At 64.4% G+C, this 25,243-nt stretch carries 26 protein-coding genes, 2 other RNA genes and 3 pseudogenes; 11 read left to right on the top strand and 20 right to left on the bottom strand.

Going from position 1 to position 25,243, the window contains the following annotated elements:
* Positions 1 to 230 precede the first annotated feature (230 nt).
* Positions 231 to 307, bottom strand: a non-coding RNA gene (locus XpopCFBP1817_RS10630) — sX9 sRNA.
* A gap of 411 nt (positions 308 to 718) precedes the next feature.
* Between XpopCFBP1817_RS10630 and XpopCFBP1817_RS10625 the strand changes: the two genes are divergently transcribed.
* From XpopCFBP1817_RS10625 to cydB, 4 genes and pseudogenes are all read left to right on the top strand, one after another.
* The gene (locus XpopCFBP1817_RS10625) at positions 719 to 2,107 is read left to right on the top strand and encodes an amino acid permease (protein WP_128417106.1); all 1,389 of its coding nucleotides are present in this window, start codon (positions 719 to 721) and stop codon (positions 2,105 to 2,107) included.
* Positions 2,108 to 2,344: 237 nt separating this feature from the next.
* Positions 2,345 to 2,583, top strand: a pseudogene (locus XpopCFBP1817_RS10620) (membrane dipeptidase); the annotation flags it as partial.
* A gap of 345 nt (positions 2,584 to 2,928) precedes the next feature.
* On the top strand, positions 2,929 to 4,326 hold the full coding sequence (locus XpopCFBP1817_RS10615; RefSeq protein WP_128417105.1) for a cytochrome ubiquinol oxidase subunit I: 1,398 nt from the start codon (positions 2,929 to 2,931) through the stop codon (positions 4,324 to 4,326).
* Positions 4,326 to 5,342 carry a cytochrome d ubiquinol oxidase subunit II gene (gene cydB, locus XpopCFBP1817_RS10610; protein WP_128417104.1) on the top strand — a complete coding sequence of 339 codons (1,017 nt, stop codon included), beginning with the start codon at positions 4,326 to 4,328 and terminating at the stop codon, positions 5,340 to 5,342. The genes XpopCFBP1817_RS10615 and cydB overlap by 1 nt, the downstream gene beginning before the upstream one ends.
* A gap of 34 nt (positions 5,343 to 5,376) precedes the next feature.
* Here the strand turns inward: cydB and XpopCFBP1817_RS10605 are convergent, their stop codons facing one another.
* The 16 genes from XpopCFBP1817_RS10605 to XpopCFBP1817_RS10530 all read right to left on the bottom strand — a co-directional run bounded on the left by XpopCFBP1817_RS10605 (position 5,377) and on the right by XpopCFBP1817_RS10530 (position 18,433).
* Positions 5,377 to 6,237 carry a carboxylesterase family protein gene (locus XpopCFBP1817_RS10605; protein WP_208619603.1) on the bottom strand — a complete coding sequence of 287 codons (861 nt, stop codon included), beginning with the start codon at positions 6,235 to 6,237 and terminating at the stop codon, positions 5,377 to 5,379.
* Between the two features lie 66 nt (positions 6,238 to 6,303).
* Entirely contained in the window at positions 6,304 to 7,665 is a 1,362-nt protein-coding gene (gene mgtE / locus XpopCFBP1817_RS10600) for a magnesium transporter (RefSeq protein ID WP_128417103.1), read from the bottom strand.
* A gap of 151 nt (positions 7,666 to 7,816) precedes the next feature.
* Positions 7,817 to 7,893, bottom strand: a non-coding RNA gene (locus tag XpopCFBP1817_RS10595) — sX9 sRNA.
* Positions 7,894 to 7,955: 62 nt separating this feature from the next.
* Complete coding sequence (gene ptsP / locus XpopCFBP1817_RS10590) at positions 7,956 to 9,686, bottom strand: phosphoenolpyruvate--protein phosphotransferase (protein WP_128417102.1); 1,731 nt, start codon at positions 9,684 to 9,686, stop codon at positions 7,956 to 7,958.
* Between the two features lie 58 nt (positions 9,687 to 9,744).
* The gene (locus XpopCFBP1817_RS10585) at positions 9,745 to 10,014 is read right to left on the bottom strand and encodes an HPr family phosphocarrier protein (protein ID WP_128417101.1); all 270 of its coding nucleotides are present in this window, start codon (positions 10,012 to 10,014) and stop codon (positions 9,745 to 9,747) included.
* Positions 10,007 to 10,399, bottom strand: coding sequence for a PTS sugar transporter subunit IIA (locus XpopCFBP1817_RS10580; RefSeq protein ID WP_128417100.1), 393 nt, complete (start codon positions 10,397 to 10,399; stop codon positions 10,007 to 10,009). Before XpopCFBP1817_RS10580 ends, XpopCFBP1817_RS10585 begins: the two co-directional genes overlap by 8 nt.
* Before the next feature lie 424 nt (positions 10,400 to 10,823).
* A complete protein-coding gene (rapZ, locus tag XpopCFBP1817_RS10575) occupies positions 10,824 to 11,696 on the bottom strand; it encodes an RNase adapter RapZ (RefSeq protein ID WP_167393901.1) in 873 nt (290 codons plus the stop codon).
* Positions 11,693 to 12,643 (bottom strand): HPr(Ser) kinase/phosphatase, encoded by a 951-nt coding sequence (gene hprK / locus XpopCFBP1817_RS10570; protein ID WP_128417099.1) that lies wholly within the window; start codon positions 12,641 to 12,643, stop codon positions 11,693 to 11,695. The genes rapZ and hprK overlap by 4 nt, the downstream gene beginning before the upstream one ends.
* Positions 12,640 to 13,098 carry a PTS sugar transporter subunit IIA gene (locus XpopCFBP1817_RS10565; RefSeq protein ID WP_128417098.1) on the bottom strand — a complete coding sequence of 153 codons (459 nt, stop codon included), beginning with the start codon at positions 13,096 to 13,098 and terminating at the stop codon, positions 12,640 to 12,642. The genes hprK and XpopCFBP1817_RS10565 overlap by 4 nt, the downstream gene beginning before the upstream one ends.
* 21 nt (positions 13,099 to 13,119) lie before the next feature.
* Complete coding sequence (gene hpf / locus XpopCFBP1817_RS10560; RefSeq protein WP_006451270.1) at positions 13,120 to 13,437, bottom strand: ribosome hibernation-promoting factor, HPF/YfiA family; 318 nt, start codon at positions 13,435 to 13,437, stop codon at positions 13,120 to 13,122.
* A gap of 88 nt (positions 13,438 to 13,525) precedes the next feature.
* Entirely contained in the window at positions 13,526 to 14,965 is a 1,440-nt protein-coding gene (locus tag XpopCFBP1817_RS10555) for an RNA polymerase factor sigma-54 (RefSeq protein ID WP_128417097.1), read from the bottom strand.
* A 40-nt stretch (positions 14,966 to 15,005) separates the two neighbouring features.
* On the bottom strand, positions 15,006 to 15,725 hold the full coding sequence (lptB, locus tag XpopCFBP1817_RS10550) for an LPS export ABC transporter ATP-binding protein (protein WP_128417096.1): 720 nt from the start codon (positions 15,723 to 15,725) through the stop codon (positions 15,006 to 15,008).
* Positions 15,725 to 16,285, bottom strand: a complete 561-nt coding sequence (gene lptA / locus XpopCFBP1817_RS10545) for a lipopolysaccharide transport periplasmic protein LptA (RefSeq protein ID WP_128417095.1) — start codon at positions 16,283 to 16,285, stop codon at positions 15,725 to 15,727. The genes lptB and lptA overlap by 1 nt, the downstream gene beginning before the upstream one ends.
* Positions 16,263 to 16,838, bottom strand: coding sequence for an LPS export ABC transporter periplasmic protein LptC (lptC, locus tag XpopCFBP1817_RS10540; protein WP_128417094.1), 576 nt, complete (start codon positions 16,836 to 16,838; stop codon positions 16,263 to 16,265). The genes lptA and lptC overlap by 23 nt, the downstream gene beginning before the upstream one ends.
* Positions 16,835 to 17,383 (bottom strand): KdsC family phosphatase, encoded by a 549-nt coding sequence (locus tag XpopCFBP1817_RS10535; RefSeq protein WP_128417093.1) that lies wholly within the window; start codon positions 17,381 to 17,383, stop codon positions 16,835 to 16,837. The genes lptC and XpopCFBP1817_RS10535 overlap by 4 nt, the downstream gene beginning before the upstream one ends.
* A 48-nt stretch (positions 17,384 to 17,431) precedes the next feature.
* Positions 17,432 to 18,433 carry a KpsF/GutQ family sugar-phosphate isomerase gene (locus tag XpopCFBP1817_RS10530; protein ID WP_128417092.1) on the bottom strand — a complete coding sequence of 334 codons (1,002 nt, stop codon included), beginning with the start codon at positions 18,431 to 18,433 and terminating at the stop codon, positions 17,432 to 17,434.
* A gap of 53 nt (positions 18,434 to 18,486) precedes the next feature.
* Here XpopCFBP1817_RS10530 and XpopCFBP1817_RS10525 point away from each other — a divergent pair, with 53 nt between their 5' ends.
* The 4 genes and pseudogenes from XpopCFBP1817_RS10525 to XpopCFBP1817_RS10510 form a co-directional block, all read left to right on the top strand.
* Positions 18,487 to 18,714: a BolA family protein gene (locus XpopCFBP1817_RS10525; RefSeq protein WP_055823246.1), complete on the top strand. Its 228-nt coding sequence runs from the start codon at positions 18,487 to 18,489 to the stop codon at positions 18,712 to 18,714.
* A 118-nt stretch (positions 18,715 to 18,832) separates the two neighbouring features.
* Entirely contained in the window at positions 18,833 to 20,107 is a 1,275-nt protein-coding gene (gene murA, locus XpopCFBP1817_RS10520; RefSeq protein ID WP_128417091.1) for a UDP-N-acetylglucosamine 1-carboxyvinyltransferase, read from the top strand.
* Positions 20,104 to 20,427 carry an EF-hand domain-containing protein gene (locus XpopCFBP1817_RS10515; RefSeq protein ID WP_128417090.1) on the top strand — a complete coding sequence of 108 codons (324 nt, stop codon included), beginning with the start codon at positions 20,104 to 20,106 and terminating at the stop codon, positions 20,425 to 20,427. The genes murA and XpopCFBP1817_RS10515 overlap by 4 nt, the downstream gene beginning before the upstream one ends.
* Before the next feature lie 190 nt (positions 20,428 to 20,617).
* Positions 20,618 to 21,034, top strand: a pseudogene (locus XpopCFBP1817_RS10510) (transposase); the annotation flags it as partial.
* A 72-nt stretch (positions 21,035 to 21,106) separates the two neighbouring features.
* On the opposite strand, the pseudogene XpopCFBP1817_RS22925 reads toward XpopCFBP1817_RS10510, so the two are convergent.
* The 3 genes and pseudogenes from XpopCFBP1817_RS22925 to XpopCFBP1817_RS22915 all read right to left on the bottom strand — a co-directional run.
* A pseudogene (locus XpopCFBP1817_RS22925) lies at positions 21,107 to 21,313 on the bottom strand (IS30 family transposase); the annotation flags it as partial.
* A gap of 85 nt (positions 21,314 to 21,398) precedes the next feature.
* On the bottom strand, positions 21,399 to 21,668 hold the full coding sequence (locus XpopCFBP1817_RS22920; RefSeq protein ID WP_244171134.1) for a hypothetical protein: 270 nt from the start codon (positions 21,666 to 21,668) through the stop codon (positions 21,399 to 21,401).
* 30 nt (positions 21,669 to 21,698) lie between these two features.
* Positions 21,699 to 22,052 (bottom strand): hypothetical protein, encoded by a 354-nt coding sequence (locus XpopCFBP1817_RS22915; RefSeq protein ID WP_244171133.1) that lies wholly within the window; start codon positions 22,050 to 22,052, stop codon positions 21,699 to 21,701.
* A gap of 271 nt (positions 22,053 to 22,323) precedes the next feature.
* Here XpopCFBP1817_RS22915 and XpopCFBP1817_RS10495 point away from each other — a divergent pair, with 271 nt between their 5' ends.
* The 3 genes from XpopCFBP1817_RS10495 (at position 22,324) to XpopCFBP1817_RS10485 (ending at position 25,108) form a co-directional block, all read left to right on the top strand.
* Positions 22,324 to 23,202 carry a M15 family metallopeptidase gene (locus XpopCFBP1817_RS10495; protein WP_128417088.1) on the top strand — a complete coding sequence of 293 codons (879 nt, stop codon included), beginning with the start codon at positions 22,324 to 22,326 and terminating at the stop codon, positions 23,200 to 23,202.
* Positions 23,203 to 23,309: 107 nt separating this feature from the next.
* Positions 23,310 to 23,570 (top strand): PAAR domain-containing protein, encoded by a 261-nt coding sequence (locus XpopCFBP1817_RS10490; protein WP_128417087.1) that lies wholly within the window; start codon positions 23,310 to 23,312, stop codon positions 23,568 to 23,570.
* Between the two features lie 59 nt (positions 23,571 to 23,629).
* Positions 23,630 to 25,108, top strand: a complete 1,479-nt coding sequence (locus XpopCFBP1817_RS10485) for a hypothetical protein (RefSeq protein ID WP_128417086.1) — start codon at positions 23,630 to 23,632, stop codon at positions 25,106 to 25,108.
* Positions 25,109 to 25,243: the final 135 nt, after the last annotated feature.

The raw sequence follows: 25,243 nt of genomic DNA, 5'->3' as shown, positions 1-25,243 counted from the left end.
GGTAAAACGCTTCTTCACGTCCAATCTCCTTCGGGGTAGGGAATTGGACTCCAAACTGGCGTGCTACTCAAAATCGGGGGGACGTCGCACCTACAGCATCACCCCGCCCGCACAAGTCAAGGCAAAGGCGATCGCCACCGCAGGTGCGGGGACCAATCTGGCCGAGTGATGGAAGCACGTTGTAGCGGTAAACGAATCCCCGGCTAGCCGTCATGCTGTTCACTTAGAGCGGCTAACAAAACGTAGCGAGTAGTCGTCAGGTGGGTGCGGACGGCGCGCTCAGAACCGGAGTGTACGGGTGGTACATGCCGATTCCGAGCACCGGCCGCGCCCGCCTGGCTGCTGCTCAGTAGTTTTGTTAGCCGCTCTTAAGAAAAAACGGCGCTTCCACCTCTCGGGTAAGCGCCGCTTCTACTGGGATTGGCGACTGTGCCCAGTTCAAAGGCCATCGATCAGCACCTTAGTGAACAGCATGACGGCTAGCCCGGGGATTTGTGTATGCGCCCGTGCGCTGTGCTGCGGATTCGTCCATCCGTTGCGTGCATTGGCGAGATCTGGAGCGTGTCACGCCATTGATGTGGGCGCGCGCTGCCTGGTCGCACAGTGAGCCAGTGCGCGCCACCAGGCGTATCCCTCTGTCCGCAAGGCGGCCTTCAAGAGGCGCCACAAGCGCCGCGACGCGGTATCGTGTTGCGATTCCATCTCTTCAAGCCCGTCCATGCCGCTTCCGACCGATTTCGTTGCTGAGAACGCTTCGTGCGCCGCGCCCGCGTTGCGCCATGCGCTGAAACCGCGGCAATTGATGATGATGGGCCTGGGCACGGCGATCGGTGCAGGGCTGTTTCTGGGCTCGGGCGTGGGAATCCATGCAGCGGGGCCTGCGGTGCTGGTGTCGTATCTGATCGCCGGCGCACTGGTGATCATCGTGATGAATGCGCTGGGCGAAATGGCCGCGTCCAAGCCGGCCAGCGGCGCGTTTTCGGTGTATGCGGCCGACGCGATGGGGCCGACCGCCGGCGCAACTGTCGGTTGGCTATGGTGGTTTCAGGTCGTCGTAGTGATCGCGGCCGAAGCGGTCGGCGCGGCAGGCTTGCTCGCCTCGGTGTGGCCGGCATTGCCGGGGCCGTTGCTGGCGGTGGTGTTCATGGCCACCTTCATGGCGATCAATCTGTTGGGCGTGCGCAACTTCGGTGAGTTCGAATTCTGGTTTGCCATCCTCAAGGTCGTCGCGATCATCGTGTTCCTGCTGATCGGTGTGGCGTTGCTGGCGGGTTGGTTGCCCGGTGTGGTGTCGCCGGGTCTCTCCAACTTCACCCAGAACGGCGGATTCGCGCCGAAGGGGGTGGCTGGCATTGGCTCGGCGTTGCTGGTGGTGGTGTTCGCGTTCGGTGGCACCGAGATCGTGGCGGTGGCTGCCGCAGAAACCGCCGACCCCGGTCGCAGCCTGGCACGCACTATTCGTACCGTGGCCTGGCGCATTCTGGTGTTCTATATCGGCTTGATCAGCGTGATCGTGGCGGTGGTGCCGTGGACCAGCACGGCGCTCAGCTCGCCGTTTGCCGCTGTGCTGGAGGTGGCGCGCATTCCCGGCGCGGCCACTGCCATCACCCTGGTCGCCGTCGTGGCCTTGCTGTCGGCGCTCAACGCCAATCTGTACGGCGCCTCGCGGATGATCTTCTCGCTGGCGCAACGCGGCGAAGCGCCGCGCTTGCTCGGCAAGACCAGCGGCGAGCAGGTGCCGCTGGTGGCGGTGATCGCCAGCGTGCTGTTCGGCTTCGCTGCGGCGGCGCTGGAATTGCTGTATCCCAACAAGGTATTGCCGATGCTGCTCAACATCGTCGGTGCCACTTGCCTGCTGGTGTGGACGATCTCGTTGTTGTCGCAGCTGATCCTGCGCGCACGTGCCGACCGTGCCGGCATCGCGCTGCCATTCCGCATGCGCATGTATCCATTCCTGACGCTGCTGGCACTGGCAATCCTGGCGGTGATCTTCGTGCTGCTGGCGTCGTCGGCAGACACCCGCGCGCAGTTCCTGTCGATGGTCGGTTTGACTGTGGTCATTGCGGTGGTCAGCGAAGTGGCCCGACGCGTACGTGGCCGGGGGTGAACATGTGGGACACCGTGTAGGGAGCGCACCTGGTCATCCAGCAGCTGAAACAAGGTTGCAGTGAGCTGTTGCACACCGTCGAAGCGAGAAGCACGCTAGCAGTCTTGTGGTTTGCTTCCCGTCAGACAGGCGGATTTATGGATCTGCTGATCCAGTTTAGCTACTGCCATTTGGTCGCTCCTGTTCGCTCCACCAAGTTGATTGGAAAATATCGACTTAATAATCAATAACGGCGGCTATTACGAAGCCTTCGCCCGACAGATCGCCGACATCGGGATCGTCGAAGATCCTTGGAAACACTTGAGTTTCGGCAGCGATTTCGATGGCGGCATTTCCAGCTTGCCGACCGGGATGCGCAGCGGCGCGGATCTGCCCAGGCTCACGCAAGCGATGATGGATGCCGACTGGCCCGCGCAACGCATCGTCATGTGTATAGCGGCAATTTCTTGCGGGTCTGGGAGCGGGCGCGGCCTTAGCGTTTTCCAGCAAACCTGCGTGCGGGGAGCAAAGCGGCGCGATGGGCCTTCGATCGTGCGTCAGCATGCTCTTACGAGAGCCGGACGCGTCCCTGCTACAGCCGTGTTTCGACCTTGTTTGTGTAAAAAATACCTGCTGCATTGCACCTCGTGCGTAGCATCGTGTTGCAGCACAAGCGCGACGTTTTGCCGCAGATGCGACGCCGTGTCGCATCGGGAACGGGCACAAGCGTCACTATGATGATGGCCTAACGCTGAGGTCGCGATCGAATACCGCACTGTTTCCCGGCGATCGACCTGCAGCCTGCGCACTGATGCTCACCCACTTCTCCAGGAGGGTTCTCCATGGATGCCTTGCTGTTATCGCGGATCCAGTTCGGGTTCGTTATCGCATTCCACGTGCTGTTTCCCGCATTCACCATCGGGCTGTCCAGCCTGTTGGCATTTCTGGAATGGCGCTGGCTGCGCACCCGCCTGCCGGTGTGGCGCGAGCTGTATTTCTTCTGGCAGAAGATCTTCGCGGTGTCGTTCGGCATGGGCGTGGTCAGCGGCATCGTGATGGCCTTCCAGTTCGGCGCCAATTGGCCAGAACTTAGCCGGATCGCCGGCAGCGTGATCGGCCCGCTGCTGAGCTACGAAGTGCTCACCGCGTTCTTTCTCGAAGCCAGTTTCCTGGGCGTGATGATGTTCGGTTGGGGGCGCATTTCCGAACGCCTGCATTTCTTCGCCACCTGCATGGTAGCGCTGGGCACGCTGTTTTCCACGTTCTGGATCCTGTCGTCCAACAGCTGGCTGCAGACCCCGGCCGGTTATGAGGTGATCGACGGCATCGTGCATCCGGTGGATTGGTTGAAGATCATCTTCAACCCGTCGTTTCCGTACCGGCTGGCGCACATGGCGCTGGGCTCGTTCATCACCACCTGCTTTGTGGTGGGCGCGGTGGGTGCGTGGTATCTGCATCGTGGCGTGCATCGCGAGGCCGGCCTGCGCATGCTCAAACTGGCGGTGGCCTTCGCGGCGATCACGGTGCCGCTGCAGATCTTCGTCGGCGACATGCATGGCTTGAACACGCTCAAGCATCAGCCGATGAATATCGCGGCGATGGAAGCGCATTGGCATGACGAAGGGCCGGGCAAGGGCGTACCGCTGGTGGTGTTTGCTGTGCCGAATGCGCAGGCAGAGCGCAACGATTATGAGGTGGCGATTCCGCGCCTGGGCAGTTTGATCCTGACCCACAGTCTGGAAGGCAGCATCGCACCATTGACTTCGGTGCCGGCGGCCGATCGCCCGTCGGTGACGCCGGTGTTCTTCGCTTTCCGCATCATGGTCGGGCTGGGCTCGTTGATTTTGCTGGTGGCCTGGGTATCGGCGTTCGCCTGGTGGCGCGGCAAGTTGCTGCAGTGGCGTTGGCTGCTGGCGACCTGGCGCTGGATGCTGCCGAGTGGCTTCATCGCGTTGGTGTCGGGCTGGTTTGTCACCGAGATGGGGCGGCAGCCGTATGTGGTCTACGGGCTGTTGCGTACCGCCGACGCGGTGGGTCCGCAGTCCGCATTGATGACCGCGATCTCGCTGACGGTGTACGTCGTTGGTTATGCGTTCGTGTTCGGCTGGGGCATCTGGTACCTGGTCAAGATCGGCAAGATCGGGCCCACCCCGCACGACGCGCCGCAGCTGGACCACGGCGAACACACGCCCGCACGGCCCCTGTCGGCGGCCGATGAATCGATCGACGGAGCCGCCTGATGGACATGACGAGTGTTTTGCCGATGGCATGGTTCGCCGTGATCGGCTTCGGGGTGCTGATGTACGTGATGCTGGATGGCTTCGTGCTCGGCATCGGTATCCTGGCGCCGTTTCGCAAGGACGAGGCGGAGCTGGATCTAATGATGAACACCGCTGCGCCGATCTGGGACGGCAACGAAACCTGGTTGGTGCTGGGCGGGGCAGGGCTGCTAGCCGCGTTTCCCAAGGCGTATGCGGTGATCCTGTCGGCGCTGTACCTGCCGGTGTTGTTGATGGTGATGGCGCTGGTGTTTCGCGGCGTGGCGTTCGAGTTCCGCTTCAAGGCCCAGCGCTCGCGACGGCTGTGGAGCAATGCCTTCGCCGCCGGCTCGATCCTGACCACCTTTGCGCAAGGTGTGATTCTGGGCGCGTTGGTGCAGGGCTTGCAGATCGAGAACGATCGTTATGTCGGCGGCATCTGGTGCTGGTTCAGCCCGTTCGCGATGCTCACCGGTGCCGCGCTGGTGTTCGGCTATGCCTTGCTCGGCAGCACCTGGCTGATCCTCAAGACCGAAGGCCATGTGCAGCAGCTCGCGCGTCAGTTGAGTCGGCCGCTGACCGTTACCGTGTTGATCTTTATCGGGTTGGTCAGCGCGTGGCTGCCGTCGCTGCAATCGCATGTGATGGAACGCTGGTTCACTGGTGCGCATTATCTGTGGCTGATGCCGGTGCCGGTGCTGGTCGCCATCGTGGGGTTCGCGCTATGGCGTTCAACCGAAGCGGGGCGACCGGATACACCGCCGTTCCTGTTGGCGATGGGCTTGTTCGTGCTCGGCTTTCTCGGCCTGGTGCTGGGCATGTGGCCGTATCTGGTGCCGCCGGTCTATACGATCTGGCAGGCTGCCGCGCCGCCGTCGTCGCAGTTGTTCGCGCTGGTCGGCCTGGTGGTGTTGTTGCCGCTGATCCTGGGCTACACGGTGTGGTCGTATCGCGTGTTCCGCGGCAAGGTGACGGCGGACACCGGCTATCACCATTGATGGAAGATGCGGCGTGATTGCGCCGCGTCATGTGTCAGCGCAAGTGCTGCTTGAACATCCATTCCCACATCGCGGGATCGGCGTAGGTGGCGTCCCATGCGTTGTGGTTGCCCTCGGGATACTCGCTATAGCGCACATTGGCACCGATGCCTTTGGCGGCGCGATACAACGCGCGATCGTCATGCGGTGGCACCGAATCGTCCTTGGCGCCATGGAACATCCAGATCGGCACGTGCTTGAGCTGGGTGGCCGCAGCGGTGTACGGGTCGGCTTCCTTTGCCACCAGGCTGACGTAGAGCGTGCGGCGCTCGTCGCGCGGTGCCTTGAGCGCGCCGCAGATCGGCACGATCGCCGCAAAGCGCTGCGGCTGCATCAGCCCAATTTCCCAGGCGCCGTAGCCACCCATCGAGATGCCGGTGAGATAGGTGCGCTGCGGGTCGGCTTGGAACTCGGCACTGGCCGCATCCAGCGCGGCAATCGCCATGCGTGCATTGACGCCCAGCCACTCTTCGTCGTCGGGCACCTGCGGCAGCACCACCAACGCGGGAAACTCGGCGGTGTGTTCGCTCAAGTAAGGGCCAACGCCCACCTCGGCCTGATCACGTCCGTTGTCGCCACGCTCGCCCGAGCCATGCAGGAACAGCACGATGGGACGCGGTTGCGGCATCTTCGATGCAGGCACGAACACCTGATAGCGGTAAAGCCGCCTTTCCATCTCCAGCGTGCGGGTGACGAAGTGGCCGCGGCGCGCGTCGTGGTGGCGCTCACCCATGCTGGAACAGCCGGCAAGCACCAGCGCGAAGACCGCAAGAACAAGGCAGCGACGAATCACGCAGCACTCCCGACAGAACCGATGACATGCCTGCAGTATCGCCGCATACAGGTGCGCTGGCATGTCGCGTTGCGGCGATGTTGTGTTGTAGTTTCATCCGACAGGTCGGCTGCGCGCCCGGCGCGGTTGCTACGGCAGCAAAATCAGCGTGGCCAGGCCGAGGAAACTCAAGAAGCCCATGACATCGGTCAGCGTGGTCAGAATCACGCCACCGGCCAAGGCCGGGTCGAAGCCCAGGCGTTTGAGCGTTACCGGTACCAGAACGCCGCCGAACGCTGCGGTGAGCATGTTCAAGGTCAAGGCGGTGCCGATCACCAGGGACAGCATCGGTTGTTGGAACCAGGCCAGCACGATCAGCCCCAGGCTCACGCCCAGCACCACGCCGTTGATCAGCGCGACGGTGAGTTCCTTCTTGAGCAGCGTCAGTACGTTGGAGGAGCCGATCTGGCCCAACGCCAGGCCGCGCACCATCAGTGCCAACACCTGGGTGCCGGCGTTGCCGCCCATGCCGGCCACGATCGGCATCAGCGCCGCCAGCGCCACCAGTTTTTCGATCGTGCCTTCGAACCTGCTGACCACGCTGGAGGCCAGAAACGCAGTGCACAGGTTGATGCCCAGCCAGATTAGGCGGCGGCGGAATGCGCGCCGCGCCGGGCTGAACATGTCTTCGTCTTCGTCCAGACCGGCTGCGCTCATTGCCTGGTGCTCGGCCTGCTCGCGGATGATGTCGACCACGTCATCAATGGTGATGCGGCCGAGCAGGATATTGTTGTCGTCCACCACCGGCGCAGAGATCCAGTCGTGATCCGAGAAGCGCCGTGCGACTTCTTCGGAGCCGTCGCCCACATCGATCGCCGGTTGTTCGTCGTCGATCAATCGATTGACCGGCGTGTTGTCCTCGTGGGTGACCAACGCCGCCAGAGACACCCGCCCAAGGTATTGATGGCGCCGGCTCACCACATACAGGTGATCGGTATGGTCGGGCAGTTCGCCGCGCAGGCGTAAGTAACGCAGCACCACATCGACATTGACATCAGCGCGCACGGTCACCACGTCCGGATTCATCAATCGCCCTGCGGTGTCTTCCGGATACGACAGCACCTGTTCGAGCCGCTCGCGGTTCTCGCGGTCCATCGACTTGAGCACTTCGTCGATGACGGTGTCGGGCAGGTCTTCGACCAGATTGGCCAGATCGTCGATGTCGAGGTCTTCGACCGCCGCCACGATCTCGTCGGTGTCCATGTCTGCGAGCAGGCTTTCGCGCACTTCGTCGCCGACATGCAGCAGCACTTCGCCGTCGTCTTCCGGGTCGACCAGGCCCCACACTACTTCGCGTTTGCCGGGCGGCAGCGATTCGAGAAGGTTGCCGATTCCCGCCGGTGCCAGCGTATTGACCAGCCGGCGTACCGGCCCTAAGCGCCCGCTATCGAGCGCATCCGACAGCAATCGGAGCTGGCGCGCGGTCTTGTCGTGGCGGACGGCTTCGGCCATGCGCAGCTCCCTTGAAAAGTAGACACGTCTCTAGTGCAAGATGCGGTGCTGAGTCAGCACGGCATTATCGCTTGCGCATGGTGACGAAACATACAGTGCCGCGCGCAACACGCTTGAACATCGCCTGAGCGATGACGCAAGCACTTAGAGCGGCTAACAAAACGTAGCGAGCAGTCGCCAGGTGGGTGCGGACGGCGCGCTCAGAACCGGAGTGTACGAATGGTACATGCCGATTCCGAGCACCGGCCGCGCCCGCCTGGCGGTGAGCGCAGTAGTTTTGTTAGCCGCTCTTAGAGCAGCAAGCCCTGCGCGATGTTGGTCAACCACTTCTCGATCCCCTTGCGGTCGCGTGCGCGCAGCAGTTTTTCGCCTTGCACGCGCAGTTCGCCCAAGTGGATGTCGCGCACTGTACGGCGCACTTCCAGCAGCGTGGCCGGGTGCAGGCTGAACTCGGTGAGCCCCAATGCCAGCAACATCGGCACGAAGCGCGGGTCGCCAGCGATCTCGCCGCACACCGCCACCGGCTTGCCATACGCACGCCCGGTAGCGATCACCTGCGCGATCAAGCGCAGCACCGCCGGGTGCAGCGGCGAATACAACTCGCCCAGCGCCTCGTTGTTGCGATCCACCGCCAGCAGGTACTGCACCAGATCGTTGGTGCCGATCGACAGGAAATCGATCTCGTCGATAAAGCAGTCCAGCGCCAGGGCCGCCGCCGGCACTTCGATCATCGCGCCGAGCGGAATGTGCTCGGCAATCTCGTGGCCTTGTTCGCGCAATTGCACGGCCAGCTTCTTGATCTGCCGACGCAGCAGCTGAATTTCCTCGCAGCCGCTGACCATCGGCACCAAAATGCGTACCGGCCCATAGCCGGAGGCCCGCAGGATCGCGCGCAACTGCGCCTGCGCCACCGCAGGGCGGGCCAGCGACAGCCGCACGCCGCGCAAACCCAGCGCGGGGTTGTCTTCGTCGCTCAGGGTCAGGCCGGTGCGGTCGGCCTTGTCGGCGCCCAGATCGAGCGTGCGGATGGTGACCGGGCGCCCGCTCATGCCCAGCACCGTGTCGCGATAGGTGTGGAACTGTTCCTCTTCGTCCGGCAATTCGTTGCGCTGCAGGAACAGAAATTCGGTGCGATACAAACCAAGGCCGCTGGCGCCGAGCGCATGTGCGCGGGCCACGTCTTCCAGCGATTCGGCATTTGCCAGCAGCGTGATATCGACGTTGTCGCGCGTGCGTGTAGGTTTGGAACGCAGCCTGCCCAGCTCGCGCTGCTCCTTGGCCAGCGCGCGTAGGCGCTCACGGTAGTCGCGCAGATGCTCGGGTTTGGGATCGACGATCACCTGGCCCGAGCCGGCATCGACGATCAACACATCGCCGTCGTCGATGCGCTGCACTGCATCGCTGACACCCACCACCAACGGCAGGTGCAGGCTGCGCGCCAGGATCGCGCTATGCGACAGCGTGTTGCCGGCGGTGGTGACAATGCCGACCACACCTTGCGCCTGCAGCTGCGCCAGCTCGGACGGCGCCACGTTGTCGCAGACCAGAATCTCGCCGGCCACGCCCTTGAGATCGGCCGCGCGCTTGTGCAAAAACGCGTGGATGCGGCCGATGACGTGATCCAGATCGTCCATGCGACTCTTGAGGTACGCATCCTCCATGCCGTCGAACACCGCCGCTAGCCGGTCGCGCTGCACGCGCAAGGCGTAGTCGGCGCTGTAGCGATGGGTGCGGATCAGCTCGTCCAGGCCCTGCAACAACTCCGGGTCGTCGAGCAGCAACGCATGCAGTTCGAGAAATTCGCCGACTTCGCGCGCCAGCGCGCCGTGCAAGCGGTCGCGCAGTTGCTGCATTTCCGTGCGCGCCGCTTCAATGGCCACATGCAGACGCTGCAGCTGCGTTTCCACTTGGTTGGCTGGCACACGCTGCTCGGCCATTTCCAGCATGTGGCTCTGGCGCACACGTGCGCGCCCGAGTGCGTTGCCGCGCGAGGCACCGTGTCCGCGCAAGCGCAGACTCATGCGCGGCCTTGGCGCAGCCGTGGTGTGTGGGTGAGCAACGCAGCGACGTGGCGCATGCTCAGCTGTCCTCGTCGAAACAACGCTCGAACAGGTCTAGCAGGGCCTGCAAGGCCTGCGCTTCGTCCTCGCCATCCAGCCGCACCACCACGCTGGTGCCTTGACCGGCGGCCAGCAGCATCACTCCCATGATGCTCTTGGCATTCACCTCGCGGCCCTTGGCCACCAGGGTGGCGTTGCTGCGATAGGACGACAGCGTCTGCACCAGCTTGGCGGTTGCCCGCGCATGCAGTCCGAGTCGGTTGGAAACTATGAGTTCGCGTTCAAGCATCGTCGATGATCGCTCCGTTGCGGGTGCCTGCCGCCGCAGTGGCGGGCAACTCCTGCAATCCTTGTTCGGGGTAGTTCATCACCCGCAGCAGCATTGGCAGGCTCAGCGCGGACACCCGGCGAACCGGCGTGCCCAGCTTGGCCAACCGGTTGGCGAGATTGCTGGGGCTGGCGCCGTACAGGTCGGTCATGACCAGCACGCCGTCGCCACTGTCGACCCGACGCATCGCCGATGACGCCTGGGGCAGCAATGCGTCCAGGTCTGCATCGAGCGGTACATCGAATGCTTCGGTCTTCAGCGGCAACTGCCGCAACAGCCCCGTCGCCACGTTCAATAACGCCGCGCCGATGCCGGGATGAGTAATGAGGAGAATGCCACAGGCCATGCCGAAACGTTAACAGGTCGGCATGACTACGCGATAGCGTTTGCCGGCACCGATGTGTTGCGAGATGAATCGCCGTTTAGGGGAGCGTCGTAAGTGCGTATGCGTGGCGATCGCAAGCGCTGTGCATCTGCTGCGTGGCGTGATTGCCATCTGCGAGATGGTTACTGCGTTGCGGCGCCGATAGCGGCACAGAAGCGAGCACTGCAGTGGATGGGCGTGTCTGCAGCGTGTGTCGCACAGCGCACTTCAGCAGCGAAGACAGCCAGCGTGCTGCATGCAGGCGATCACAGTCGCGGCGCGCAAGCCTGCGAGATCGCACATTGCTGCAGAAGCGGGGTCGCAGACTCACGCCTGCGGAGATTTCAGTTCTCTGAAGATTCCATCGGCTTGGTTGCAATGAATCCGGCCTGCACCAACGCACCGCTCAATCCTGCTCGCGGTGGAACGTCGCCACTTCCTGCCAGCCTTGCTCGCGTGCATGCCGCGCCATGCGTTCGGCCAGATACACCGAGCGGTGCTTGCCGCCGGTGCAGCCGAAGGCGATGGTCACGTAGCTGCGGGTGTCGTTGCGCAACCGTGGCAGCCAGGTGTCGAGCAGGTCCACGATCTGCCCCGTGTAGCGCACCACGTCCGGCTCCTTGTCCAGATACGCGCGCACACCGGCATCGCGGCCGGTGTGCGCGCGCAGTTCCGGGTCCCAGTGCGGATTGGGCAATACGCGCGCATCGAACACGAAGTCGGCCTCGGCCGGTACGCCGCGTTTGTAGGCGAACGATTCGAACAGCAGCGACAGCCGGTCGCTGGTGCCGAGCGCGAATTCGGTGACCACGCGGCGACGCAGCTGGTGCACGTTGAGCGTACTGGTGTCGATGATGGCATCGGCCTGCGCGCGCAGCGGTTCGGTCAATTGACGCTCGCGGGTGATCGCTTCCGGCAACGCCAAGCCGAGATGGCTGAGCGGGTGGCGGCGGCGGGTATCGGCATAGCGCTTGATCAGCGCCTCGTCGCTGGCGTCGAAAAACAGCAGCCGCGCTTCGATGCCGTATTCCTGCGCGGGCTGGCGCCATTGCGCCAGCTGGGTCAGGTCGCTGCGGCTGCGCACATCAATGCCCACCGCCAGCCGCTGATCGCCGAGCGGGTTGCCACGTAACCGGCTGCGCACGAAATCCGGCAGCAGCTCCACCGGCAGATTGTCCGAGCAGTAGTAGTCCAGATCTTCGAAGGTCTTCAATGCGACCGATTTGCCCGAGCCGGATAGCCCGCTCACGATCATCAACGTGGAGGGCGCGGTACTCATGGCGTGCGTCGCTCCAGCAGGTTGCTGTGGCGGGCGATGAACATTGCCGCCGGGTCGATGCCCTTGGTGCGCAGGATATGCAGCCGCGTCGCTGCCTCGGTCAGCACAGCCAGGTTGCGGCCGGGCATCACGGGCAGGGTGATCAGCGGCACGTCCAGATCCAGCACGTGGCGGCTGCCGGAATCGCCGGTCAGACGCTCGTAACCGGACGGGGTGGGCTCGGTCATCGGGCGGGTCAGGTGCACGATCAGGCGCAGGTATTTGTTCTTCTTCACCGCGGTGTCGCCAAACATGTCGCGCACGTTCAATACGCCCAGGCCGCGTACTTCCAGCAGGTCCTGCAGCAGTTCGGGGCAAGTGCCGTCGAGCACGTCGGGTGCGATCTGGGTGAACTCCGGCGCGTCGTCGGCCACCAGGCGATGGCCGCGGCTGAGCAGTTCCAGTGCCAGCTCGCTCTTGCCCGAACCGGCATCGCCGGTAATCAGCACGCCGATCGAATAGATATCCATGAATACGCCATGCAGCGTGACCCGTGGCGCCAGCGTGCGCGCCAGGTGATAGGAAAGATAATTGAGCAGTTCGTGGCCGCGCTTGGGCGAGATCCACAACGGCGTGCCGGACTCGTCTGCAGCCGCGCGCAGGTCTTCCGGGCAGGACTGATTCTTGCTGATCGCCAGCGCCAGCGGCTGTACCTTGATGATCTTTTCGATCGTTTCCCAGCGCTGACGTGCGTCCAGCGAGTCCAGCCAGGCCAGTTCTTCGGTGCCCAGAATCTGCACCTTGTTGGGGTAGATCACATTGAGATAGCCCGCCAGCGACGGGCGCCGCGCGTTGTTGCTGCCGGCTTCGATTTCGCGGTGTTCGCCTTTCTGCCCGGCCGCCCAGCGCAATGCCAGTTTGTCGCGCTGCTGGTGGAACAGTTCGCGTGCGGTGATGCTGGTATTCATGCGGCGCTGGCCTGTGGCGGCGGTGCGTCGGTGAGCAGCGCCATCAAGGCGTCCGCATTGGGTGCAGCGCGCAGTTGCTGACGAAATGCCGCATCGGAAAACCGTTCGGCCAGTTCCGACAGCAGCATCAGATGCTGATGGGTGTAATGCGCAGGCACGGCCATCGCAAAGATCAGATCCACCGGTTCATCTCTACCGAAGGCCACCGGCGTGTTCAGTCGCAGCAGCGCGCCACGTGGCTCGGTGAGATTTGGGCAGCGCCCATGCGGAATGGCGATTCCGTGGCCGATAGCGGTGCTGCCCAGGGCCTCGCGTTCGCACAGGTTGGCGTAGAGCTCGGCGGAGCCGGCCTGGCGACAGGACAGAAGCTCGGCGGCGGTATGCAGGACAGCGTTGCGATCGGCGGCCGGCGACACCACGGTGCGCACGGCCGCCATCAGATCGGTTAAAGGCATGAGGGCATCAAGCGAGAAGCGTCATGCGAGATTGTCGCGCACCTCGCGTGCATGGTGGTTACATTTCTTTTCTTTGTGCTTTAGTACTAGGCGGTCGAGTTTATCGACTAGCAGGTCGATGGCCGCATACATGGTGGAGCCGCTGGCATCTGCGTGCAGGGTGCGACCGGGAAGGTTGACGGTGGCGACCACATGGTGGTCTGGCTTGCGAACGGCCAGCTGCGTTCGAACTTCACAGTGCTGGTCGAAATGGCGCTGCAGGCGCTGCAACTTGCTTGCCACGTACTCCCGCAGCGCGGGGGTCACTTCAAGCTGGTGGCCATACGTCTCGATACGCATCGGATACCTCCATTGGTCGGTGGGCCAATGAACCTCTCCGGTGATCCGACAAACCCGAGTACAGGCCGGCGTTGCGGTGGTTGCAACGTCAGGCGATGCGGACGCGTTCGTGGGAGGCGGAAATGTTCATGGCCTCACGATACTTCGCAACGGTGCGCCGCGCTACTGGCACGCCGGAAGTTTTCAACAGATCTGCCAATTTGGCATCCGATAGCGGCTTGCGCGGGTTTTCCGCGTCGATCAGGCGTCGGATCATGGCCTGAATGGCGGTGCTGGACGCCTCGCCGCCGCTGTCGGTGTCGATGCCGGAGGCGAAGAACGAGCGCAGCGCGATGGTGCCGCGCGGGGTGCGCACGTATTTGCGGGCGATGGCGCGGGAAATGGTGGATTCGTGCAGGCCGAGCTCGCCGGCGATCTCGCGCAGGGTCAATGGGCGCAAGGCCTGCGCGCCGAATTCCAGAAACCCGGCCTGGTGCTGCAGCAGGCAGCGCACCACCCGCAGCAAGGTTTCGCCCCGCGCTTCCAAACTCTTGAGCAGCCAGCGCGCCTCCTGCAACTGCCCGCGCAAGTAACCGGCATCGGACTCGCCACAGCTGCGGATCAGATTCTCATAGCCACGGTGGATGGTGACCTTGGGCTGCGCGCGGCCCGCCAGCGCGGCCCGCCACACGCCGCGCTGGCGCCAGATCACGCAGTCCGGCACTACGTAGGTATCTTGCGACAGATCGCCGATCTGCTTGCCCGGGCGCGGGTCCAGCGAGCGCACCAGTTGCACTGCCTGGTCGACATCGGCAGTGGAACGCTTGAGTTCGTGCGCCAGGCCGGCCACTCCGCTGCGCGGCAGGCGCTCCAGCGGGCCGGCGACGATCTGCAGCGCCAGCTCGCGTCCGGGCGTTGCGGGGTCGAGCACGGCCAGTTGCAACGCCAGGCATTCGCCCAAGGTGCGCGCGCCGACGCCCACCGGGTCGAAGCGCTGGATCTGGTGCAGCACGGTGAGCACGTCGGCCTCGTCCACCGCCGCGCCAAGCGCGAGCGTTTCGAGAATGGCCGTTAGCGGTTCGCGCAGGTAGCCGTCTTCGTCAAGCGCATCGATCAGCATCGCGCCGATCTGGCGGTCGCGCGGCGATAGCGGCGACAAATAAAGCTGCCAAAGCAGGTGATCGGCCAGCGTTTCGGACTCTGCCACCCGTTCGGCGGCATCGCCGGACTCGTCGTCGTCGAAGCTGCCACCGCTCCCCGAGCCGGTCCACTGCAACTCGTCCTGCGACCAGTCGTCGTCACGCTCGGCAGGCGTGTGCTCTTCGCGTGGGGTGTCGTCGGTGGAGGAGGCCGACGATGCTGCGATCGGCGATTCGCTGGCCGCATGCGCGGCTTCGTCGGCCCATTCCAGCAGCGGATTGGTCTCTACTGCTTCAGCGATTTCCAGTTCCAGCTCGGTGGTGGACATCTGCAATAGCTTGATCGCCTGACGCAACTGCGGCGTCATGACCAACTGCTGTCCTAGCGATGTCTGGAGCCGGGCTTTCATGCGGGCACTGACTGGAAGAATCGATGGCGCGGCGACGCGCTCAAAGGCGGAAAGTTTCCCCCAGATACACGCGACGGACGTCGGGATTGGCTAACAATGCGTCTGGTGCCCCCTGCGCCAGCACGCCTCCCTCCGCGAGAATATACGCGCGGTCGCAGATTCCCAAGGTTTCGCGCACGTTGTGATCGGTGATCAGCACGCCGATGCCGCGTTCCTTGAGATGAATGATGATGCGCTGGATCTCGCCGACCGAAATCGGGTCCACGCCGGCGAAGGGCTCGTCGAGCAGCATCATGCGCGGCTTGGCGGCCAACGCGCGCGCGATCTCGCAACGCCGCCGCTCGCCGCCCGACAGGCTGGCGCCCAGCTGATCGGCCACGTGGGTGATCTGCAATTCTTCCAGCAGCGAGGTCAGTTCTTTTTCGCGTCCCGCGCCATCCAGATCCTCGCGCAGTTCCAGCACCAGGCGGATATTGTCGGCCACGGTGAGTTTGCGAAAGATCGAAGGCTCCTGCGGCAGATAACCGACGCCCAGCTTTGCGCGTGCGTACATCGGCTCGGCAGTGAGGTCGCGGCCGTCCAGCTCGATACGCCCGGCATCGGCCTCGACCAGGCCGACGATCATGTAGAAACAGGTCGTCTTGCCGGCACCGTTGGGGCCGAGCAGGCCAACCACTTCGCCGGCCTGGAGCGTGAGACCGAATTCCTTGACCACTTCGCGTTGCTTGTACTTCTTGCGCAGACCGGTGGCGACCAGCATTACTTCTTCCCCTGCGGCTTGGCAGCGGGCTTGGCGGCCGGTGCCGGCGCTGGCGTCGCCGCCGCCGGTGCCGGATTCTTCGGCTGGATGATGGTGCGCACGCGGCTGCCGTCGCCGCCGCTTTGCATGTTGCCGGTCTTGGTGTTGTAGACCATGCGCTGGCCGGCGTTGGTGCCCTTGGGCGAGTCCACCTTGTAATTGCCGGTCATCACGATGATTTCGTTGGCAACCTGGTATTCGATGTTGTCGGCCTGGCCGTTCATCATTGCGCCGTCGTCCATCTGCTGCTTGAGCGTGGCCTGCTTGCCGGTGAGCACGACGCGGTCGGTCTGGCTGTTCTTCTGGAAGATGTCGGCGGTGTCGGCGTGGATTTCCAGCGTGCCCTGGGTAATCACCACATTGCCGCTGAAGCGGCACTTGCCGCTGTCGTCGAGCATGTTGCAGTCGTTGGCATTGGAATCGATCGCCATCGGCTGATTGCGATCGCTGGTCTTGGCCATCGCAAGGGCGGGCAGCAGCAGCGCGGCAAACGCCAGTTTAGCGGGCAGCATTCGGTTCATAGCGGGTCTTGACCTGAGAAAGGAGCTTGTACTGGCGTGATTTGAGATCGGCCTCGAAGCCGACCCCGCTCTGCATGATACCCGGCCGGCTCATGCTCACCGGGGCGGCGGTCTTGGCGATGTTCTGCTGCGGGAACACGTCCAGACTCTCGGTGCGGAACGTGGTCGGCGGCGTCGCGCCGGTGGTGGGGCTGTCGCCTTTGACATCGCCACGCAGGCGCAGTTCGTCGCCCTTGGGGCTGATCCAGCCGGTCCTGGAACGCAGCGTCCACGGTTGATTGGCGTTGTTGGGCAACAGGAACACCGGGGTGGTGATGTCCGAGGTCTGGTCGGCGCGGTTGCGGTGCATTTCCGGCGCACGCAGCGTCATCGATTCCTTGCCGGTTCCCTTGTCCAGCGCAATCAGTTCGAAATCGCGCAGCACGTAATCGGCGCGCGAATCGTCCACCGCCGCCGCGACCGGGCGCGCGCGCTGTTGCCACGCCGACCAGCCGGAGATCACCGCGGCGGCGAACAGCACCACGCCCAGGGTGGTGCGCCAGTTCCAGCTCATGCGGAGAACCTTTCGATGATGCCCTCGACCTGGCCTTGCGCGGCAAGCACCACATCGCAGACCTCGCGTGCGGCCCCTTCGCCGCCACGTGCCCGGGTGTGCCACTGCACGCGCTCGGCGATCCACGGATGTGCGTTGGCGGGTGCGACCGGCAGGCCGACCGCGAGCAAGGCCGGCAGGTCGGGCAGGTCGTCGCCCATGAACAACACCTGGTCCAGCGACAGCCCGTGCTCCTGGCACAAGGCCAGCACTGCCAGGCGCTTGTTCTTGACCCCGATCTGCACATGCAGGCCCAGATCCTGGCCGCGTTTTTCCGCCGACAGGCTGGCGCGCGCGGTGATCAGCGCGACATGGATGCCGGCATGGTCGAGCTGCTTGAGCCCCTGGCCGTCGAGCACATTGAAGGACTTGCTCTCGTTACCAGCGTGGTCGTAATACAGGCGGCCGTCGGTCAGGGTGCCGTCGACATCGAAACAGGCCAGACGGACGCGCGCAGCGCGGTCGATCAGCTCGGCGGGCAGGTGTTGCAGTGGGGAATAGGGCATTGGTACGAATCGGTAAGAACGGGGTTTCAACGTTTGAAACTGAATCTGTTAAACCACCTTGGCGCGCAACAGGTCGTGAATGTTCAATGCGCCGACCGCGCGCTGCTGCGCGTCGACCACGATCAAACCTGTGATCTTGTAATCCTCCATCAGCCGCGCGGCTTCGGCTGCCAGCTGGTCGGCGCCGATGGTTCGGGGGTTGCGCGTCATCACCTGCGCGATGCCGGCACTGCGCACGTTGATGTCGCTGTCGAGCGCGCGGCGTAGATCGCCGTCGGTGAACAGGCCGATCAGCCGCTCGTCCGCGTCTACGACGGCGGTCATGCCGAGGCGCTTGCGGCTCATTTCCATCAGCGCCTCGCTCAGGCTGGCGTCTTCGCGCACGCGCGGCAGGTCATCGCCGCTGTGCATCACGTCGGTTATATGCAGCAACAGGCGCCGGCCCAGGCTGCCGGCCGGATGCGAGCGCGCAAAGTCGTCGGCGGTGAAGCCGCGCGCGTCGAGCAGTGCCACGGCCAAGGCATCGCCCATCGCCAGTGAGGCGGTGGTGCTGGAGGTGGGCGCCAGATGCAGCGGGCAGGCTTCGGCCGACACGCTCACATCAAGATGTACGTCGGCGGCCTTTGCCAGCGAGGAGCTGGGGCGGCCGGTCATGGCGATGATCGGGTTGCCTTGGCGCTTGAGTACCGGCAGCAGCATGCGCACTTCGTCCGATTCGCCGGAATAGGACAGCGCCAGCACGATGTCGGCCTCGGTGATCATGCCCAGGTCGCCATGTCCGGCTTCGCCGGGGTGCACGAAGAACGCTGGGGTGCCGGTGGAGGCCAGGGTGGCGGCGATCTTGCGCGCGATATGCCCGGATTTGCCCATGCCGGTGGCCACCACGCGCCCGCGCGAGGCCAGCACCAGCCGACAGGCCGCGGCGAAGTCGCTGCCGATCCGCGCGCCTACCCCTGCCAGCGCCTCGCGCTCGATCTCGAGCACGCGCTGGCCGCTGGCGACCAGGCTGGCGTCGCTGACGGTGGCGGTGGGCAGGTGCGAGACGGCCATGCGGGACTCGGGTGAAGAGTAGAATGTGCGCTCATTTTATGAGGAAACGCCCTTTGGACGCCGAAACCATCCGTAAACTCATCGAATCCGGCTTGCCCGAAGCCCGCGTCGACGTGCACGGCGACGACGGCGTGCACTTCGAGGCGACCGTGATCAGCGCCTTATTCGCCGGCAAGGCCCCGTTGGCCCGCCACCGCATGGTCTACGCGACCCTGGGCGAGTTGATGGGAGGGGCGATCCATGCGCTGCAGCTCAAGACGCTGACCCCCGACGAAGGCTGAGCGGTTGTCGGGCCTTGGCTGGTCGGGCAGGTCATCCGCCTCGACCGCAAGCGCCCCACAGATTCCCGGCGACGTAAGGCATTTCCCCGAACACCCTCTTCAGATTCCCTAAGATCCCATGGCAAAAATCGTAGTGACCGGCGGCCAAGCGCTGCACGGTGAGGTCAATATTTCCGGCGCCAAGAACGCGGTGCTGCCGATCCTGTGCGCGACCCTGCTGGCCGACGCGCCAGTTGAAATCAGCAACGTGCCGCATCTGCACGATGTGATCACCACGGTGAAGCTGCTCAGCGAACTGGGCGCCGAGGTCACCATCGACGAAGGCACGCTGGCCAAGGGCCGCTCGATCCTGGTCGACCCGCGCTCGGTCACGCATCAGATCGCCCCGTATGAGCTGGTCAAGACCATGCGCGCCTCGATCCTGGTGCTTGGCCCGCTGCTGGCGCGCTACGGTAATGCCGAAGTCTCGCTGCCCGGCGGTTGCGCGATCGGCTCGCGCCCGGTCGACCAGCACATCAAGGGCCTGCAGGCGCTGGGTGCGGACATCAACGTGGAAAATGGCTATATCAAGGCCACCAGCAATGGGCGCTTGAAAGGTGCCCGTTACGTGTTCGACATGGTCAGCGTCACCGGCACCGAGAACGTGCTGATGGCCGCCGTGCTGGCCGAAGGCACCACCGTGCTGGAAAACGCGGCGATGGAGCCGGAAGTCACCGACCTGGCCGCCTGCCTGATCGCGCTTGGCGCGCAGATCGAAGGCGCCGGCACGCCGCGCATCGTGGTGCAGGGCGTCCAGCGTCTGGGTGGAGGCCACCATGTGGTGCTGCCGGATCGTATCGAAACCGGCACCTTCCTGGTGGCTGCGGCGATGACCGGCGGCAGCGTCACCGTGCGTCGCGCACGTCCGGAAACCCTGGACGCGGTGCTGGACAAGTTGACCGAAGCCGGCGCCAGCATCACCACCACCGCCGACAGCATAACCCTGGACATGCAGGGCAAGCGGCCGCGCTCGGTCAACCTGACCACCGCGCCGTACCCGGCGTTTCCCACCGACATGCAGGCGCAATTCATGGCGCTCAACTGCGTGGCCGACGGCGTGGGCGTGATCAACGAAACCATCTTCGAAAACCGCTTCATGCACGTCAACGAGCTGCTACGCCTGGGCGCTGATATCCAGGTCGAAGGCCATACCGCGATCGTGCGCGGCGCCGAACGTCTCAGTGGCGCGCCGGTGATGGCGACCGATCTGCGCGCCTCGGCGTCGTTGATCCTGGCCGGGCTGGTGGCCGATGGCGACACCACCATCGATCGCATCTACCACCTGGACCGTGGTTACGAAAACATTGAAGAGAAGCTGGGGGCGCTGGGCGCGACCATCCAGCGCACCGCATGATCCTGCAAGGACGTTTCACCACCCGCCGCAAGGTACTGCTCGGCGTGGTCGTGCTGATCCTGGCGTGGCTGGCCTACGCGTGGTCGGTGGGCATGGCGATCACCCAGGGCGTCGAGTTCAAGGACATGGACTGGAACAACGACGGCACCGCCAGCCGCGATGAGATCGCACAGTCGTTCTACGCGGTTGCAGTCAAGAAGACGGTGGAAGGCAAGCGGCATTGCGACCTGTTTTATTGGCGCAGCAGCGGCGAGCAGATCCGCGTTGACTGCCGCACGGTGTTCAGCACCGGCGATGACAAGGCTGCGGCCAAGCCCTGAGGAGTGATGGGTCAGTGCGGGTAGGATCAATTGCAGAGCGGTTGATCTGCGGCCTAGCTGCCGGGTACTCGACCGACTAGGCGTTTGACCTGTAGCTTTTGACTGCATCTAAACGACGCTAAGAACCGATCCGTCAATTATGTAAACCAGCAGACCGACGCCGCTCAAGAAGCGATATCGGAGAGCGAGGTTGAGCCAACGCGTTGAGTCTTGGCAAGGAACGGATGCTTTCTGGGCGCGGGTGGAGCCGCTGATACCGGCACGGGCGGTAGCGGCGAAGAAGATCTATTTGCGCAAGCCTGGTGCCGGTCGCCCGCCGCCGCTGCCGGCGCGACAGGTATTCGCAGCGAGTGTGTCTGTGTTGCGGACCGGCATCCAGTGGAAAGCGCTACCCAAGCAGCGCGTTGGCAGTGCCAGCGCCATCCACAAACGCTTTCTTGAATGGCAGTCATCGGGGTTTTTCGAGGCGCTGTGGAAGGCCGGCTTGGCCGAGGACGAGCAGATGGCTGGCATTGCCTGGCGCTGGCAGCGCGTGGACGCTGCCATGGTGCAGACGCCAATGGCCCAGGGAGCGGTCGGACCAAACCCGATCAATTCGCGGGGGAGGACTCAAAAGTGAAGTGCAATACCCTGGGTTTCAATGAATCAGGGTGGAGGAGTGCGAACTGTGGAGCAGCAACTAGCGATAGACGGTAAGTGCAGAGCGTAGGCCCGGGGCCTTGCGCTGACGGTGATTGAACTCATCGGCAATGGCATCGAGCTGCTCCTGGGTGTAGACCGACAGATCGGTGCTCTTGCGCAGGTACTGACGCACCAACCCGTTCATGTTTTCTTTTCTGCTCCTCTGCCACGGGCTGTGCGAATCGCAGAAGGACACGGCGATGCCGTTTCATTCTTGTGGCGGCGCCAGATAGCGCAGCGATGTGGCGCCCATGTCCGCAGTGGGAAGAAGGCGCTTGCGCTGCGCCGCGTCAGTGCGCCGGACAGGCCGGATCTTTGCCGGTGAGCGCTGCGCAGATATTCTTGCGGCACTCCAGGCCCGCCATCGTGTTGGCGCCGGGACAGTTGCGCAATTGGGTCTGCACATTGGAGCTGGTCGACGCCGAGTGCGAGTCGATCGCGTCGAATGCCGCGTCGGTCTCGGTCGCGTTCTTGCTGTCCTCGGCCTGGATCTTGGCGATCAGCGAATCCATTGAGTCTTGTTTTGCCGCCGGCTTTTCGTTGCGCTTGATGATGCCCATCAGTGTGGCCAGCAGGTCGCTGCTGTCGTCCTATACGTGCTTGCCGCCGTTGGCCGGTGCAGCGCGTGGCTTGCGTTGCGAGGCGGCCGCTGTCGGCTTGGGCGCCGCCGCCGCGGCGCTGGCGGATGAGGCGCTGGGCAAGCCGTCAACGGCGCGGGTCGGATCGCTGGCGATGTTGTCGTCTACGATCATTGCGCCGCCCTGCCTCGGTGTTGTGTCGGCGGTGCCGGTGGTCTGTGCGGGATTGACCGGAGAGACGGCGTCGGTCGCCGGCACGGTGGTGTAGGCGTCGAAATCGGCGTCAGCCTCGGCACGTACTGCATTCCAGCGCAGCGCCATGAACGCCGCGCCCAGCAGCGCGACTCCGAGGACGGCGATCAACACCCAGCGGGTGGGGTGGGGTCGCGGCGCCTTGGCACGGACGCTGGACGGCGCGCTGGTTGTGCGGCCTTCCATATCGGCCAAAATGCGCCCGGAGCCGGGCGACTGGGTATGTCCCTGGCCCGAAAGAAGACTCGGGCGATTTAATCCGCCATTATTCAAGTGCAATCCAGCCTTGTTCGGCGAGCGCCGGGGATTCGTGCATATTCATTCTAGTGCTTGGCGCCGGCCCGTCAACGGCACAGGAATCAGCAGCATAATTCAGGGGGATGTAGTGGCAGTCGTCGTTGCGGGCGTGGTGATCTTCCTGCTGGTGGCGTCTATCGCCTGCTGGCTGGTGTTGTTTCCGGAGGCGCTGGAGCGGGTGCAGGCCTGGTTCGGCGAGCGCCTGCGCGGCCTTCGGCAAGGTGCCGGGCGGGTCGGCCAGCGCGTGGGCCGCAGCGCTGGCGTAGTCGGCGAAGGCGGGCGCGCCGGTATTTGCGGGGTGACGGATTTCTTTCGGCGTCACCGCTGGGTCATCCTGTGCGCGACGCTGCTGTTGCTGGTGCCGCCGAGCGTGATCCTGCTGGTCCGGCAGAACGTGGCGCTGGAGGATTTTCGTGCCGAGGACATGAATGAATCCAGCAGCATGGTGGCGCAGCTGCTGCGCGGCGAACGTTTGGTGCCGCCGCCAGCGCCGCCGCCGGAGGTATTCACCACCGAGGAGATCCGCCGCACCCGCCCGGAGATCGTCACCGCGGACCGGCGCTGGGAAAGCATCGATGCCGACCTGCAGCAGCGCGTGCTCGCGATCTACGAGGTCATGCGTCGCCAGTACGGTTACGAAATGGTGCTGGTGGAGGGCTATCGCAGCCCGGAGCGTCAGGCCGAGTTGATGGGCGGCGGCCGCGCCACCCGCGCAGGCGCTTGGCAGAGCTGCCACCAGTACGGCCTGGGAGTGGACAGTGCGCCGCTGCGCGACGGCAAGCTGCAATGGGACATGGGCGATCCGTGGACCAAACGCGTCTATTTCCTCTACGGCGAGCTGGCGCAACAGGCAGGGCTGGAGTGGGGCGGTAGTTGGCGCAGCATCAAGGACTACGTGCATGTGGAGAAGCTGGAGGCCTGCCGCAGCGCCCGCGCCGCCAAGCGCGCCGAATTGGCCCAAGGGTGAGCTCGCGCTGAACTCCTGCTATCTTCTCCTCCGTGGCGGCGATCGCGCCCCACGGGGGCGAATGGCGGCCGACAGGCCCCGATGCAAAGACCATGGAGGCAATACTGATGTCACGACCTTTTATTCTCGTGGGCGATAGGCTCGATCATGGCGGTAGCGTGGTCACCGGTTCGGCAGAAACCGATGTGGACGGCAAGCCAGTGGCGCGTATCGGCGACACGGTGGTGTGCAGCGTGCACGGTCAGACCGAGATCGCCAGCGGCGACGCCACGGTGATGATCGACGGCAAGCCGGTGGCCCGGCATGGGGACAAGACCGCCTGCGGGGGGACACTGATCTCCACCCAGGGAACGACCGGCATCGGATGACGAGGCAAGGTAATTCGGCTCCCGTCGATGCCTAATCCACTCATGGAGCGAGGATGTTGATGTCAGGAATTGTTCGGAACGGGTTGTCTGCAGCCGTATTTTTCGGTGTAGCGTGGGGCGGGTCGATCTTCTATTGGCGCAGCAGCGGCACCACGCCCAACGGCATGGAGATGCTGACGTATCTGGGCATCCTGCCCGCAAGCCTGCTGGGCGGCAGCTGGATGCTGCGCGATCGTGGCCGGCGCGCGCTGTCGCGCGCCGCAGAGGCCGCCGACAGCGCTGCAGCCAAGGCTGCCGAGCGCAACGATTCCAAGGCGGCGGCGAGTTCACCTTCCCTGGAGGGGGCGCAGGCCACCGGCGCCACGCCGACACTGCTCGCCGGTGCGGTGAATCTGGCCCTGGGCCAGCAGCCGCAGGCCATTCTCGAGCTGCGCGGCAATCTGCCGCGGCCTGGGCTGCACAAGCAGTTCCGCGACCGAGACGGGCTGCCGGTTTTCGTCGTGCAGGTGCCGGAACTGGAAGCGCCCGCTGCCACCGCTGCGATGCTCGCCTCGTTGGCAGCGGGCGCTGGCGCCAACGCGCGCCCGCTGGAGCATCACAAGCGGGCCATCGCCCTACTTGAACCGGTCGCCGAGGCGCTGTTGCTTGAGGCTGCGCAGGCGCTGCCGCCGCTGCCCGAGGCCCAGGACCGTGTGGTGGCCGGCCTGCGTCACCGGGTGGAGGCGCAGGTGCAGAACGTGCTGCGCATCGAGCTGTGGCTGCCCGCCGACTGGCCCGTGTCGCTGCACCAGGCGCTGGGCGACTGGATGCTGGCGTCCGCCAGCGAACACGGCCTGGATCCGCGCCGCTTCGGGGTGGAGGTCATCCCGATGGCGGGTGCCGACGGTGCATGGTTGCGGCTACAAGGACTGGCGCGCGGCGCGGAGTCGGCGGTGGACGGCTGGCAGTTGATCATGGCCTGCCATTCAACGATCGACCAGGCGCAGATCGAGCAGATGCTCGAAAGCGGGCGGCTGATGACGCGCCGTTTGCCCGACGGACGCGTACCCGGCGAGGGCGCCAGCGGCGTCTTGCTGGCAATCGGGCCGAGCGCGTCCGGCGACGTGCTGCTGCATCCGCTGCAGCGCGCCCGCGTGCCGATGGACAGCGGCGCCAAGGCCAGTGCGCGATTGACCGGCGAGCTGGCGGCGCAGATGCTGCAGCGCGCCGCGCTCGCGCCCACGCAAGTGAACCTGGTGCTCAGCGACGCCGACCACCGCGCCACTCTGGCGGCCGAGGCCGCTGCCGCTGCCGCGCTGGCCTGCCCCGATCTAGATACCGCCGTGCAGTGCCTGCCGCTGGCCACCGCCACCGGCGATCTTGCCGCAGTGCAACCGCTGGCGATGCTCGCACTTGCCCACGCCCATGTCGCCGCCGGGCAACATGCGGTGCTGATGCTGGGCGTGGATCAGGCAGGTCTGCGCATCGCCACTCTCGTCAGCCCTCGTCTTTCTCCTCAGCCAGATACAGACGTCGGCGCCGTGCCGGCGTCCGCCTAACCGGAACAGCGCCCGATGTTTAGCAATATCAGGTATTCCATTCGCGATTACCGTCTCTGGATCTGAGGTATCCCCACGTTTTTCAGCCCATGACCATCTGGTTGTAGACGTGTTCGGGCAGTGTGCGTAATCGCT

Origin of the sequence: Xanthomonas populi (assembly GCF_002940065.1) — a bacterium.
GTDB lineage: Bacteria > Pseudomonadota > Gammaproteobacteria > Xanthomonadales > Xanthomonadaceae > Xanthomonas > Xanthomonas populi.
The sequence above is the reverse complement of the archived record's forward strand: the minus strand, read 5'-3'. Positions and strand labels throughout refer to the sequence as shown.

Coding starts and splice junctions, on each gene's coding strand:
- XpopCFBP1817_RS10625 (WP_128417106.1), top strand. CDS start 719: ATGCCGCTTCCGACCGATTTCGTTGCTGAGAACGCTTCGTGCGCCGCG.
- XpopCFBP1817_RS10615 (WP_128417105.1), top strand. CDS start 2,929: ATGGATGCCTTGCTGTTATCGCGGATCCAGTTCGGGTTCGTTATCGCA.
- cydB (WP_128417104.1), top strand. CDS start 4,326: ATGGACATGACGAGTGTTTTGCCGATGGCATGGTTCGCCGTGATCGGC.
- XpopCFBP1817_RS10605 (WP_208619603.1), bottom strand. CDS start 6,237: ATGCCAGCGCACCTGTATGCGGCGATACTGCAGGCATGTCATCGGTTC.
- mgtE (WP_128417103.1), bottom strand. CDS start 7,665: ATGGCCGAAGCCGTCCGCCACGACAAGACCGCGCGCCAGCTCCGATTG.
- ptsP (WP_128417102.1), bottom strand. CDS start 9,686: ATGAGTCTGCGCTTGCGCGGACACGGTGCCTCGCGCGGCAACGCACTC.
- XpopCFBP1817_RS10585 (WP_128417101.1), bottom strand. CDS start 10,014: ATGCTTGAACGCGAACTCATAGTTTCCAACCGACTCGGACTGCATGCG.
- XpopCFBP1817_RS10580 (WP_128417100.1), bottom strand. CDS start 10,399: ATGGCCTGTGGCATTCTCCTCATTACTCATCCCGGCATCGGCGCGGCG.
- rapZ (WP_167393901.1), bottom strand. CDS start 11,696: ATGAGTACCGCGCCCTCCACGTTGATGATCGTGAGCGGGCTATCCGGC.
- hprK (WP_128417099.1), bottom strand. CDS start 12,643: ATGAATACCAGCATCACCGCACGCGAACTGTTCCACCAGCAGCGCGAC.
- XpopCFBP1817_RS10565 (WP_128417098.1), bottom strand. CDS start 13,098: ATGCCTTTAACCGATCTGATGGCGGCCGTGCGCACCGTGGTGTCGCCG.
- hpf (WP_006451270.1), bottom strand. CDS start 13,437: ATGCGTATCGAGACGTATGGCCACCAGCTTGAAGTGACCCCCGCGCTG.
- XpopCFBP1817_RS10555 (WP_128417097.1), bottom strand. CDS start 14,965: ATGAAAGCCCGGCTCCAGACATCGCTAGGACAGCAGTTGGTCATGACG.
- lptB (WP_128417096.1), bottom strand. CDS start 15,725: ATGCTGGTCGCCACCGGTCTGCGCAAGAAGTACAAGCAACGCGAAGTG.
- lptA (WP_128417095.1), bottom strand. CDS start 16,285: ATGAACCGAATGCTGCCCGCTAAACTGGCGTTTGCCGCGCTGCTGCTG.
- lptC (WP_128417094.1), bottom strand. CDS start 16,838: ATGAGCTGGAACTGGCGCACCACCCTGGGCGTGGTGCTGTTCGCCGCC.
- XpopCFBP1817_RS10535 (WP_128417093.1), bottom strand. CDS start 17,383: ATGCCCTATTCCCCACTGCAACACCTGCCCGCCGAGCTGATCGACCGC.
- XpopCFBP1817_RS10530 (WP_128417092.1), bottom strand. CDS start 18,433: ATGGCCGTCTCGCACCTGCCCACCGCCACCGTCAGCGACGCCAGCCTG.
- murA (WP_128417091.1), top strand. CDS start 18,833: ATGGCAAAAATCGTAGTGACCGGCGGCCAAGCGCTGCACGGTGAGGTC.
- XpopCFBP1817_RS10515 (WP_128417090.1), top strand. CDS start 20,104: ATGATCCTGCAAGGACGTTTCACCACCCGCCGCAAGGTACTGCTCGGC.
- XpopCFBP1817_RS22920 (WP_244171134.1), bottom strand. CDS start 21,668: ATGGGCATCATCAAGCGCAACGAAAAGCCGGCGGCAAAACAAGACTCA.
- XpopCFBP1817_RS10490 (WP_128417087.1), top strand. CDS start 23,310: ATGTCACGACCTTTTATTCTCGTGGGCGATAGGCTCGATCATGGCGGT.
- XpopCFBP1817_RS10485 (WP_128417086.1), top strand. CDS start 23,630: ATGTCAGGAATTGTTCGGAACGGGTTGTCTGCAGCCGTATTTTTCGGT.